We start from the raw sequence: 13,322 nt of genomic DNA, 5'->3' as shown, positions 1-13,322 counted from the left end.
AAATAGCCAAAGAAATGCAATATTTGGAGGTTGAAATGGCTTTAATTGAGCAAATTGAAAAACAATTGACCATGCTGCCCCTTGAGAAGCAGAACGAAGTGCTAGATTTTATTCTGTTTTTGCGGCAGCGGCTGCAAGCCACGCCAGCCTCAACTGAAGAAGAACGGGGCAAGCGAATTAAAGCCGCCTTTCGCACTCTCTCAGAATTAAACACCTTTGCCGACGTAACTGACCCTGTGGCCTGGCAGAAGCAAATCCGCCAAGATAGGCAGCTTCCGGGACGACCAGGATAAAGCTTCTACTCCTGTAGCAAAACAGTCCAATCAACGCCAGTTCCCCAAAAACCCCAACCAATCCAGCCTCATTCGCAGTAAAAACATCAATCTGACGTGCTTGCAAGGCGTGAACAAGCGAGTTGCGCTGTGCGTCCTCGTCTAGATAAAGGCGAATGGGTTCAGCCATTGACTGAATCGCCGTGTTTTTCTATCAAGACAGCTTCAGAATCCTGGCGAATGTCGGCTTCAACTTCTGCTGTGTTGAGGTGATAGTAGGTGAGGGCGGCGTAAACTTGCGCCAGACTTAGGAGGAGTTCGGCGGTAATTTCTTCAGGGGTGAGACCTTGTTTGTACATGATGGCAATGGCACGAACGGTGTTTCCCGTCCCGGCAATGGTGGGACGGCCGTTGTGCATCTGGGGGTCTTTGCTAATTAAACCATCTAACATGGGGCGTATTGTAAGTGGTTTGGGGGGAAATTGGTAGGTGTGGGAGGTACGGCCGTTCGACACCCTCACAACAACGAGCATGATGATGCTTGCAAAAAAATGTGGACAGAATAATGCAGAGGTTTTATTATCATATCTGTCTCACGAAGTAAAACGGAACTTGGAGGTTGTGATGACTTTGATAAAGCAAAATGAAAAAGACAAATTGCTTGAACAAGTAAAAACGGCCGTACTCACCCTAGCCCCCAATGCCGAAATCATTCTCTACGGCTCCCGCGCCAAAGGTACAGCCAGAACCGATTCCGACTGGGATTTTCTTATTCTACTCCCCTCGCCACAAGACATAGCCCTGGGAAATCAAATACAGGATCGCCTTTATGATGTTGAACTGGAAACCAATTCTGTTCTGAGTAGCATCATTCGCAGCAAACAAGAGTGGCTCTCGGCACGTTATGCTGCACTGCCCCTTCGCCAACAGATCGAACAGCATGGGGTCGTTTTGTGAATGAGCAAGAGCTTCAAGGATTAATTTCTTATCGCTTGAATCGTGCTGAGGAAACTTTGGAAGAGGCGCGCTTGATGCAGCGGGAAGAACATTGGAACACCTGCGCCAACCGTCTTTACTATGCGGCTTTTTACGCTGTCTCTGCTTTACTGGTAAAAGATGGTTACGTAGCAGCCAAGCATAGCGGCATTAAGGCGATGTTTAACCAGCATTTCGTCAAAACGGGTGTTGTTACAAAAGAAAACGGCCGTCTCTACAATCGTCTATTCAATTTGCGTCAAGAGGGAGATTACGTTGACTTTGTTTCCTTTGAGGCAGCAACTATTCAACCACTGATCGCAGAAACGGTCGCATTTGTTGACAAGGTACGGTCACTGCTTACGCACGAATAAGCAATTTTATCAACGCTCCGATTGCATCAGGTAAGCATCCACGGCCGTTCCCCACAAACCTACCTAACACCTTGAGCGAACAATGATGATACGGCCGTTTCCACACGCCGCCCCTCATTAATGCCTACACAACCAAACTTTGCCCACGCCGAGCGTTGCCTGCGGCAAAAATGCCGGGGACGTTGATAGTGAAATGACCATATTTCCAACCTCTCAACTGCACAGCAAAAATGACATATAGTTTAGAGACGACAATATGACCGTTCATTACAGGCGTCATGGTAAAATACAGGCGTCATTTACTATTATTCCTGACTGGCTTACCCGTGCATTTGGGACATTATCTGTTAGTGATCACGTCAAGTCTTTACTTAAATATTAGAGGTTTTTATGACAACACTTGGTGCACCAGCGGCGTTGCATGGCTATAGAGTTCAAGCACTCTACACACTTAAACGAATCCTTACCCAGGCTGATAACAAGCTTGTTTTTCATCCAGAAAATCAAGAGGATCTAGATGTATTTAGTGAGGACGGTAAAGCTCTTGAGCTTATCCAAGTCAAAAAATACTCTCCCCTTCAACTATCTGACTTGGAACCAGAAAAAACCAATTGTTTCTTCCGTCGTATCCTGAAAAAAATAGATTCCTCAAAAATGCTAACCATTAAGTTAGTCAATTTTGGAACCATTGGGCCAGAATTAAAAAAAGCTTGGGCAGGTGATGAACAAAAAAGAAAAATAGTAGCAAATAAGTTAAAGAAATTTGAGTATACCGAAGAACAAGTTGCAACATTATTTGATCACGTCGAAATGAACGAGGAAGTCAATGAAGTTGATGAAGAGGCAACTGTTTTTGGTTTATTGTCTGATCTGCATACAGGGATCGATCCAGCAAATGCTTTCAATTTACTCCACTATTGGATATTTAATTCAATGGAAAATCGGAGTTCAATTTCATATTCAGATGTTATAGAAAAATTAAATTCCGTAGGCCGTTGGCAAGCTGAAAGACGGGATTTTCACAACGAGTGGTTTACAACGATTCAACCAATTGAAGCCACACCAAATGTTCTCGATAACTATGATTCACTCAAACGAGAATTTTTTGAAGGTGGCTTTACAAATTACTCTCACATTGTCGCCGACCTTGATTTTCAAAGAGCTGGAAAAGCAGCAGAAATTAAAGCTGCGTTTGCAAAAAGCAACATCGTTATCGTACATGCTGCATCTGGTCAGGGAAAGACAACAATAGCCCTTCGATACCTGCATGATCATTATCCAAATGATTGGCGGTTTTCAATTGCCAGGATTGAAAATGTGAAACATGCTCTATCAGCAGCAAACGCCCTAAGCGGATTTGCATCAGCACTTCAAGCACCTGTAGCGGTTCATATGGATGTAAATCCTCGTGACAGAGATTGGATAGAACTTGCTCGACAATTAGCAAAACATCCCTATTTGAATATTCTCATTACAGTACGTGAAGAAGACTATAGACGGGCAAACGTTTCAACATTTGATTTCAACTATGAACCAATTGATTTACATTTTAATGAAAATGAAGCACGAAAAATTTTTGAGCGTGCACAAGCCCACCAACTCCAAAATAGGTTCTTAAATTTTTCTTCAGCTTGGAACGCCTTTGGAAGTGGCCCACTTTTGGAATTTGTTCACTTGCTCACTCAAACAGAAACATTGCGGCAGCGATTAGAAAGTCAGGTTAATCGTATTCGAAATGAGGTTCGTGAAAAACATCTTGATACCAATGAATTGCATTTGCTGCGTCTGGTTGCTGTAGCTACAGCTTTTGAGGCGCGAATCAACACTCTTCTTTTAATTAAATCCTTGAAACTGCCTGAACCCGGTACTACTTTAAATTACTTTGAAAATGAATATCTTATCCGTTTAAATAACGAGGGATTGCTGGAAGGGCTTCACGCTATTCGCTCCAAAATACTCGTTGATTTACTGACAGACGAGGATGTCAATTTATGGGAAGACTTGGCCAGTGAGGTGTTTGCCTATTTGGTAGAAGATGACTTAGAACAGTTTATATTAAATGCAGCAATCGAACGAGCCGCTGAGTTTGAAAAACTACATTATTCCATAACTGATTTACGCCCCACGACTTGGAGGGGCGTTGCAGGGGTGCTTCGTGCTCTAGTATGGGTGGATATAAATCGGTATGTGTTGGCAAACAGAAATGCAATTGATGCGGCTAAAGCCGAGTTTGGTGCAGGCTGGTTCTTTATTGCTAATTTATATTTGCCAAGTGAAGATGCTCCCAAGATTGACTCATGGTGGGAATCCGATGACTTATCTTCACTATTTACCCCTGAAAGAATAGAGCGTTTAAATGCAATTCGAGCAATGCAACCACCAAAAGATAATATCTTTAACCTATCAAAATCATGGCTAGAATCAGTAGCCATATCACTTAATGAACCAGATAATATTCAAGACTGGCTAGGTATTGCGTTTGTTTTGTACTGGGCTTCGTTTTTAGGGTTAGAGCATATCTCCTCGCCCATGCCAGACACTGCCTTACCTTTCTTTGCGCTCTCTGACGTTATCTATGCTCTCCACAAATATGATCCCTCCTCGTATACTGACTGGCTAAATGAAAATGAAACACACTTATTAGGCAGATTAGCAAATGAAATGCAAATTCTTGCTTTGGAAGCGAATGACGATTTATTGACTATTCATTTCCTCGTTTTAGGCACTGAGATCGAACAACGAAAAAATAAAGACCCATTTCATGCAGCAGCCGGTGAACGGTTACAGTTTATTCGTCAGTTGTATCCTGACTATGACAAGTATGGAATTCAAGGCTATGGGCATAAATTGGGGGAAGCTCTAAAACTAGATATTGACGGTACTAAAAAGCCAGGTGTTGCACGAAAGTATCTTGTACCCAATTTAGTGACATGGGCTAATAGTGTTGCCACAGGGATTGCTCGCTTCAATTCGCGCTTAGAAGATTGGTCGGCTTATGTAGATGTAGTCTTGAAGAAGCGGCGGGCAATATTGACATGTATAAATCAACTACAACAGGGTTTAGAAGCTTACATTAGCAATCGAAAACCCGTGAATATTGGGAAAGTATTTGTGCAGGTCGATGATTGGAAAGCTTGCTCAGATTTGTTAAGCGATTCCCTAGATTTACCTAAACCTGCGGTTGATCCCTGGGGATTTGCATCAGAGACTCGTGAGGAGTCAAAGGATTTTCTGAGCCAACTACAACAAGACAATATTTCTTCTAATAACATTCCTGAAGCCATTGCTTACCAAATTTATCAGCCATATCTTAGTATCCAACAAACCTACTTCACTCATTTTCAGAATTTTTTGAATCAATCTGTTGATGTTATGGTAACAAATTACAATTTGGCTAAATTAACTAAAAAAATAGAATGGGATTCGGTTAAAGCAGAATTAATAAGGCGAGGAATCAAGATTGATGGAGCACATTTATGCACTCATAATTTCTGGGATGCCAAACAGTTGTTGATTAAATATCAAAGCGAATTTAAACGATTGTTTGGACACATTAAAGAAGGCACGTTGCCAGAAATTGAGTCTGAGGAACAAGCTCTTATCCTACAGACATGGTTGTTATGGCATCATTACGCGCATACACCCAGACATACACTTAAAAAACCAGCTCGTAATGTAATCCAAAATGTCGAAAAGGCGAAAGGCGTTATTGATCGTTGGATCAATAGAGCAATATCAAGATTTAATAGTAAAAATCAAAAAGCTCAAAGGCTTATGATTGATTTGAAGTGGGATGAGAAATCTACTCTTATAATTCAGTTAGACGTGCTTGACCCAACAAATCTGTACGAAGCCTTCGAGCAATTAATGAGAATCTTGAATTCACGTTTTCGCAGTTTACGATATGAAGATTTAAAGCACTACTTGTTTCAAGAATACTATGAGCAAATTGTCGTTATACCTACATTCTGCGGATATTTGGCAAACGAAAATGCTTGGACTTTATATTCTCTTTCGACAATTTTGAACAAAAGACCAGTTGAAGAGCAGAATTGGGTATCTTACCGAATGCAACCACTAACTCCAGCATGGATTGAGGCATTGGGTTTAAAACTCTGGGATGATCCACAAATAGAAATGGCTAATGAAATATCGGCAATCATTAGTAGTCTAACGATTTTGGTTTCGCAAATTAGTGAATTGAAGGACTTGCCTGAAGAAATAGATGATTCGGCAATGGAGCTACTTAAAACTTACACTGCTGAACGCTCACAAATATTAAGTGATTTATTGCAAAAGTTCTTTGATCACGGAGCCATTCTCATAGATCAATTTAATAGTCTTTCAGATGATGAAAAAGCAAATCGACCTTATTTAGGAGATGCAATATCTTTATTTCAAGAGGTTTATCAAATTATCTTGCCATCTGACTCTGAAACAGGGGAGCATCGGCTCGATCTAGAAATGATCAATGATTATGCTAACAGATTAACCGAAATTTTCTTAGCTGGTGAGTATTTAAGATTGATGCTTATTTCAGATGCGCTAAGCACTTGATTTTGACAACAGGTAGTTTTTTGAGGTCATTCACTCATCAAGTAGGCATCCACGGCCGTTCCCACACCCCGTCCTTCCTGAATTGCCCACACAACCAAACTCTGCCCGCGCCGGGCATCGCCTGCGGCAAAGACACCAGGCACGTTTGTGGCGTAGCTGCTGTTTTCCGTCACGATATTTGTCCGCTGGGGGTCAGTGGCTACGCCGAACTGCTGCAAGAGGCCGTTTTCCGGGCCGCGAAAGCCGAGGGCGAGCAGGACAAGCTGGGCGGCCCAGGTTTGTTCCGTGTCGGGGATTTCTTCTAGCTGCGGCCGTTCGCCATTTTCGGCAGGCAGCCAGCGCACGTTCACCGTTTCCACCGCCTGCAAATTCCCCTGCTCATCCCCGATGAACCGCTTCGTCATGACGGCATATTCACGCGGGTCTTCACCAAAAACGGCCGTTGCTTCCTCCTGCCCATAATCCATCTTGTACACGCGCGGCCACTGCGGCCAGGGATTGTCAGCCGCCCGATGAACGGGCGGCTGATCCATAATCTCAAACTGCACCAGGCTGTCGCAGCCGTGGCGCAAAGCCGTTGCGACGCAATCTGTCCCCGTGTCGCCACCGCCGATGACGATGACGTCTTTGCCAGAGGCAAGAATAGGAGATTGGTTGATTGGAGATTGGAGATTATTTGCCCCGTTGCTAATCTCCAATCTCCGATCTCCAATCTCCCCTTCCAATTCACCATCTAAAAGTCGCTTCGTATTCCCCTGCAAAAATTCCATCGCAAAATGAATGCCGTTGAGCTCCCGCCCCGGCACGGGCAGGTTGTTGGGTTGGGTCGCGCCCGTGCAGAGGACAATGGCGTCGAATTGGTTTTGGAGTTGAACGGCCGTTACATCCCGCCCCACCTCACAATTGGTTACAAACTGAATCCCCGCCTCCGCAAGCAGATCAATGCGCCGCTGCACCACATCTTTGCCCAGCTTCATATTGGGGATGCCGTACATCAGCAGCCCACCAATACGGTCGGCGCGTTCGTAGACGGTGACGCTGTGGCCCGCCTTGTTTAGCTCGTCGGCGGCGGCCAGCCCGGCGGGGCCAGAGCCAATGATAGCGACGGTTTTGCCTGTGCGGCTGGCGGGCGTGTTGAGCAGCACCCAGCCCTCCTCAAAAGCCCGCTCGATGATGGCGATTTCAATATTTTTAATCGTCACCGCCGGGTCGTGGATGCCCAGCGTGCAGGCGGCTTCGCATGGCGCGGGGCAGACTAGCCCGGTAAATTCCGGGAAGTTATTAGTCCGCGCCAGCCGCTCATACGCCTCGCGCCACAAGCCCCGGTAGACCAAATCGTTCCACTCCGGGATGAGATTGTTCAGCGGGCAACCAGAGGTCATCCCGTTCAAAATCGTCCCTTTGTGGCAAAAGGGAATGCCGCAATCCATACACCGCGCCGCCTGCTGGTTCAGCCGCTCCTCTGGCAAATGCAGGTGAATCGGTTCCCAATCGTGAATGCGCTCGGTTAACGGCCGTTCCCCCGCCGCCTCTCGTTCAAATTCCAAAAATCCTGTTGGCTTGGCCATGATGTTCCCCTTCCGAGTTCAGCATACCGTTTCAAAAGCAATTCACCATTTTGCAAAATTGTCATTCTGAGCGAAGCGAAGAATCCCTACGGTACAAAAATAGAGCATACCTTGTCCGCGAGAAAAGGTCCTAGCTGGCAAAGTTTAGAGGGATTCTTCATTGCGCTGCGCTCCATTCAGAATGACAAATTTATACAACTTTTGAAACAGTGCATTCAATGAGTCGTACAAACAAATTGACGCAAAGGGGCAAAGGGGCAAAGAAATAAAAAGAGTTTTCTTTGCGCCCTCTGCTTCTTTGCGTTCTTTGCGTTAAAAAAATTATGCTTTGACGAGTTGCCGCTGCCGCGCCTGAAACGCCGCCATCGCCAATTCATCCCCAACCAGCGTGCCATTTTGAGCCACCTGGTTGAAGGCTTGAAGCATGAGCTTGTAGTCGCGGGGCATCACCTTCACAAAGTGGCGCACCACGTTGTCCCACATGCACAGGATCTTCCAGGCCAGATCGCTGCGGGTGGCTTCCATGTGGGCGTAGATCAACTTTTCCAGCTCCTCAATATCGGCGGTGCTGTGTACCGGTTCCAGATCAACCATTTCTTGATTGCACCGTTCGTGGAAACGGCCGTCCCAATCCAGCACGTAAGCCACCCCGCCAGACATCCCGGCGGCAAAGTTGCGCCCTGTCTGCCCCAGGATGACCACGCGGCCACCCGTCATGTATTCACAGCCATGATCGCCTACGCCCTCGACAACGGCCGTTGCCCCCGAATTCCGCACGGCAAACCGCTCCCCCGCCACGCCGCGAATGAAGGCCGCGCCGCCCGTCGCGCCGTACAGCGCCACGTTGCCAATGATGATGTTTTCCTCAGCAGCAAAAGTGGCAGTTTTGGGTGGATAGATGACCAGCTTGCCGCCCGACAGCCCCTTGCCTACGTAATCGTTGGCGTCGCCCGCCAATTCCAGCGTCAGCCCTTGCGGGATAAATGCGCCAAAACTCTGCCCGGCCGAACCGTTAAACGTCAGCCAGATTGTGTCTTCGGCCAGGCCAGCCATGCCGTGCCGACGGGTAATCGCGCTGCCCAGCGTGGTGCCCACGGCGCGGTGCTGGTTGCCGATGGTGAACTCCCCTTCCACCGACTCACCATTCTCCAGAGCGGGGCGACAGTAATCCAGCAGCATCAGGTTATCGAGCGTTTCTTCCAATCCGTGCTGTTGGGGTCGTTTACGGCCGTTTGCCAACAAATGCCCCACATTCTCACTTTTATTCGGACGGTACAGCACGGGTGTCAAATCAATCCCCTGCAGTTTCCAATGGTCAATCGCCTCACTCACTTCCAGCCGATCCGTGCGCCCCACCATCTCGTCAATCGTGCGGAAGCCCAGCTCGGCCATGATTTCCCGCATATCCTGGGCAATGAAGCGCATGAAGTTCACCACATGCTGCGGATCGCCCGTGAACTTTTTACGCAGCTCCGGGTTTTGCGTCGCCACGCCCACCGGGCAGGTGTTGAGATGGCAAACGCGCATCATGATGCAGCCCAGCGTCACCAGCGGCGCGGTGGCAAAGCCATACTCCTCCGCGCCCAGCAGGGCGGCCATGACCACATCCCGCCCGGTTTTGAGCTGGCCGTCGGTTTCCACAACCACGCGGTCGCGCAGGCCGTTGAGCAGCAGCGTCTGGTGCGTCTCGGCCACGCCCAATTCCCAGGGCAAACCCGCGTGCTTGATGCTGGTTTGGGGCGATGCGCCGGTGCCGCCATCGTGCCCGCTGATGAGAATGACATCAGCATGACCCTTGGCGACACCAGCGGCAATCGTTCCCACGCCCACTTCGGATACGAGCTTCACGTTAATACGCGCCTCTGGATTGGCATTTTTCAGATCGAAGATGAGCTGCGCCAAATCTTCGATGGAGTAAATATCATGATGTGGCGGCGGCGAAATTAGCCCCACGCCGGGGGTGGAGTAGCGCACGCGAGCAATCCAGGGGTACACCTTGCGCCCCGGCAGCTGCCCACCCTCGCCAGGTTTCGCCCCCTGCGCCATTTTTATCTGGATTTCCTGCGCTTCGGTGAGATATTGACTGGTGACCCCGAAACGGCCGCTTGCCACCTGTTTAATCGCTGAATTCCGAGAATCGCCGTTTTTGTCTGGGGTGTAGCGGGCTGGGTCTTCACCGCCCTCGCCTGTGTTGCTCTTGCCGCCGATGCGGTTCATGGCGACGGCCAACGCCTCGTGCGCCTCCTGGCTAATCGAGCCGTAGGACATCGCCCCTGTTTTGAAGCGGCGGCAAATCGCCTCAACCGATTCCACTTCCTCTAGCGGGATAGGTTCAGCCACTTTTTTGAGTTTAAGCAGACCACGTAAGGTAGCAAATTGGTGGGAACGGCCGTTTACATCCTCAGCATATTTTTTGTACGTCTCATAATCGTTGGTGCGGACGGCGTGTTGCAGGCGATGAACCGTGACCGGGTTAAATAGATGGTACTCACCCTCTTCCCGATACTGATACTTGCCGCCAGTGGGGAGCGCGCTACTGCCAGACGGCCGTTCCGGGAAGGCCTGCTCGTGCCGCATCTGTACCTCTTTGGCCAGCAAATGAATATCTGACCCCTGAATGCGGCTGGGTGTGCCCGTGAAATATTTGGCGACTAACTCCGTGTGCAGCCCCAACGCCTCAAAAATCTGCGCCCCCCGGTAGCTTTGGACGGTGGAGATGCCCATTTTGGACAAAATTTTGATGACCCCCTGGACAACGGCTTTCACATATTTGCTTTCGGCCTGATGGTAGGGCACGTCGGTGAGTAGCTGCTTGCGGATGAGGTCGCGCAGCGTAGCAAAGGCCAGGTAGGGGTTGATGGCATCTGCGCCGTAGCCCAGCAAAGTGGCAAAATGATGTACCTCACGCGGCTCGCCAGACTCGACGATGAGGCTAACCTGGGTGCGCGTGCCCTGCCGGATGAGGTGGTGGTGCAGTCCCGCCGTCGCCAGCAGCGCAGGCATCCCGGCGCAGTCGCGGCTAATGCCCAAGTCGGACAAAATTAGCAAATTTGCGCCGCTGCCAATAGCGTCATCGGCGGCACGGAACAGGCGATCCAGAGCAGTTTCCAAACCGTCGCCGCCATGTTTCACTTTGTAGAGGATGGGGAGAACGGCCGTCTGAAACGCACGACTGCTTTTGCTGTGGCCGGTGTCCTCACCGAGCCACTTGCCGGCACGGTCAGGAGCCCGGCCGGAGCGCGAATCATTTATTTCTAAATGGCGCAGTTTAGCCAGCTCATCATCCGTCAAAATAGGATGCGGCAGGCTAATTTGGCGACAGCTTGCCGCTTGCGGGTTCAGCAAATTGCCCTCGCTGCCCAGCAGCGTCTCCGTGCTGGTCACCAGCTCCTCGCGGATGGCATCCAGCGGCGGGTTGGTCACCTGGGCAAAAAGCTGCTTGAAGTAGCTGTACAGCGGCTGTGGCTTGTCAGACAGTACCGCCAGCGGCGTGTCGTCGCCCATCGAGCCGAGGGCTTCTTTGCCGTCCCGCGCCATCGGGGCAATGATCATCCGTAAATCTTCAAAGGTGTAGCCAAACGCTTTTTGGTGCTGCAACACGGCATCTTCGGTGTGCAGATGGATGTCTGTTTCTGACTGTTCCAAATTTGCCACCGAGGGAATGTCGGCCAGCCGGATTCGGTTGTCGTCGAGCCAGTTTTGGTACGGCCGTTCCCCCGCAATCTGCTTTTTAAGTTCCTCATCGCCAACAATGCGCCCCAGGCTAGTGTCTACCAGCAGCATCCGCCCTGGTTCCAGGCGGCCTTTGTAAGCCACGTTGGCCGGATCAATCTCCAGCACGCCCACCTCAGAAGCCATGATGACCCGGCCATCTTTGGTGACGACGTAGCGAGACGGCCGTAACCCATTCCGATCCAGCACCGCCCCCACTACAGAGCCATCGGTAAAGCCAATCGCCGCCGGGCCGTCCCACGGCTCCATCAGGTGGCTGTGGTATTCGTAAAAGGCGCGCTTTTCTGGGGACATTTGATCATGTTTGTGCCATGGCTCAGGGATCATCATCATCACCGTTTCTGGCAGCGAACGACCAGCCAGCACCAAAAATTCCAGCACGTTGTCCAGCCGCCCGGTGTCGCTGCCCGTTTCATCCACGATGGGCAGCACCTTGTCCAGCTCATCGCTGAACAGCGGCGAGGCAAAGTGGGCTTCACGCGCCTTGAACCAGTTGACGTTGCCGCGAATGGTGTTGATTTCGCCGTTGTGGATGACGGTGCGGTACGGATGGGCACGTGCCCAGCTAGGGAAGGTATTGGTGCTGAAGCGGGAATGCACCAGCGCCAGCGCACTTTCCAGCATTGGGTCACTGAGGTCTGGATAATATTCGGGGAGCTGCTCAGAGAGGAATTGCCCTTTGTAGACGATAGTACGGCCGGACAGGCTGGGGATATAAAACGTGTCGTCGTCCACCAACGGCGCAATCTCTTTTTCGGCACGGCGGCGAATAATGAACAGCTTACGCTCCCAGGCCAGCGGATCGGTTTGCGTTAAATATTGCTTTTGAATAAATAGTTGGCGAATGAATGGCTCCCCGGAAACGGCCGTTTCCCCCAAACTCTTGTTACAGGTCGGCACCGTGCGCCAGCCCAGCAGCTTCTGCCCCTCCTCGGCGATGATCCGCGCCATCACCTGCTCACACCGCTTTCGCAGAACAGGGTCTTGCGGCATAAAGAGCATCCCCACGCCGTACTCACCAAGCTCAGGGAGGTGAATACCGAGCTGAGCAGCTTGCTGTTGCAAAAATTGGTGGGGAAGCTGGAGCATGATCCCCGCACCGTCGCCAGAGTTGGCTTCGGCACCTTTGGCGCCGCGATGGGTGAGGCGTTCTAAAACGGTGAGGGCTTGCTGGATGATGGTGTGAGACGGCCGTCCCTGCACATCCACTACGAAGCCCATGCCGCAGGCGTCCCGTTCAAATTGAGGGTTGTACAAGCCTTGTGCAGCCGGGAAACCATTGCGGCGACGCTGGTCACCCTCTGCGAGATCAGTTTTACCCAATTCCAAAGATGGTTGTGCTGCCTGAACCTTTTTCATCTTTCCTCTCCTCATCGGTGTTCTGTTCATTTGTAAAGGGACCGTTCTTTGCCAATAGCAAAGATGCCAAAAGCCCAACAATGAAGTGCCGGGTCGTTATCTACAAAGTTTGAACTTGCACAAATGCAAGGTATGAAATGCTTGGTTCAAGTTGTTTGCCGCCCTGACTTGGCCTTCCCAAACCAACTGTCAGATGCAGCTTTTTCGTGGGTATAAAAAAGTATACAAAACAGCAGCATTCTTTGTGTTCGTCAAGTTTGCACGAAATCTGCTGCTGCTGATTCGGTAATTTGTGAATTTTTGCGCATTTTGAATGATTATGTTGAGTTGACGACTTGATTTTGTGCATTTTCACCAAGCCAACAGAAAAATCTTTCTGCCAATTTGGGGGAGAAAGTGTGATTGACGCAACGGCCGTTGCTGGGCTAAAGTTGAAAACAGTTGAATATCAATTTTGGCCATGATGCCTCCCGAACAAGGATTTT

At 49.5% G+C, this 13,322-nt stretch carries 8 protein-coding genes; 4 read left to right on the top strand and 4 right to left on the bottom strand.

Translation table 11 applies throughout. From position 1 onward, the window contains the following. Nucleotides 1-35 precede the first annotated feature (35 nt). Nucleotides 36-293 carry a hypothetical protein gene (locus ACOQPU_RS18370; protein WP_420641285.1) on the top strand — a complete coding sequence of 86 codons (258 nt, stop codon included), beginning with the start codon at nt 36-38 and terminating at the stop codon, nt 291-293. Between the two features lie 161 nt (nt 294-454). Here the strand turns inward: ACOQPU_RS18370 and ACOQPU_RS18365 are convergent, their stop codons facing one another. Continuing rightward, a complete protein-coding gene (locus ACOQPU_RS18365; RefSeq protein ID WP_420645853.1) occupies nt 455-724 on the bottom strand; it encodes a DUF433 domain-containing protein in 270 nt (89 codons plus the stop codon). Nucleotides 725-896: 172 nt separating this feature from the next. Between ACOQPU_RS18365 and ACOQPU_RS18360 the strand changes: the two genes are divergently transcribed. Beyond that, on the top strand, nt 897-1,229 hold the full coding sequence (locus tag ACOQPU_RS18360; RefSeq protein ID WP_420641284.1) for a nucleotidyltransferase domain-containing protein: 333 nt from the start codon (nt 897-899) through the stop codon (nt 1,227-1,229). After that, nucleotides 1,226-1,621: a HEPN domain-containing protein gene (locus tag ACOQPU_RS18355; protein ID WP_420641283.1), complete on the top strand. Its 396-nt coding sequence runs from the start codon at nt 1,226-1,228 to the stop codon at nt 1,619-1,621. The genes ACOQPU_RS18360 and ACOQPU_RS18355 overlap by 4 nt, the downstream gene beginning before the upstream one ends. 124 nt (nt 1,622-1,745) lie before the next feature. Here the strand turns inward: ACOQPU_RS18355 and ACOQPU_RS18350 are convergent, their stop codons facing one another. Further along, entirely contained in the window at nt 1,746-1,889 is a 144-nt protein-coding gene (locus ACOQPU_RS18350) for a hypothetical protein (protein WP_420645884.1), read from the bottom strand. A gap of 122 nt (nt 1,890-2,011) precedes the next feature. On the opposite strand from ACOQPU_RS18350, the gene ACOQPU_RS18345 reads away from it, so the two are divergent. Further along, the gene (locus ACOQPU_RS18345; RefSeq protein ID WP_420641282.1) at nt 2,012-6,178 is read left to right on the top strand and encodes a hypothetical protein; all 4,167 of its coding nucleotides are present in this window, start codon (nt 2,012-2,014) and stop codon (nt 6,176-6,178) included. A 26-nt stretch (nt 6,179-6,204) separates the two neighbouring features. On the opposite strand, the gene ACOQPU_RS18340 is transcribed toward ACOQPU_RS18345, so the two are convergent. After that, nucleotides 6,205-7,746, bottom strand: a complete 1,542-nt coding sequence (locus ACOQPU_RS18340) for a glutamate synthase subunit beta (RefSeq protein WP_420641281.1) — start codon at nt 7,744-7,746, stop codon at nt 6,205-6,207. 321 nt (nt 7,747-8,067) lie between these two features. Continuing rightward, nucleotides 8,068-12,837, bottom strand: a complete 4,770-nt coding sequence (gltB, locus tag ACOQPU_RS18335; RefSeq protein ID WP_420641280.1) for a glutamate synthase large subunit — start codon at nt 12,835-12,837, stop codon at nt 8,068-8,070. Nucleotides 12,838-13,322: the final 485 nt, after the last annotated feature.

Origin of the sequence: Candidatus Leptofilum sp., assembly GCF_965223285.1 — a bacterium.
In the GTDB taxonomy this organism is placed as follows: Bacteria; Chloroflexota; Anaerolineae; order Promineifilales; family Promineifilaceae; genus Leptofilum.
The sequence above is the reverse complement of the archived record's forward strand: the minus strand, read 5'-3'. Positions and strand labels throughout refer to the sequence as shown.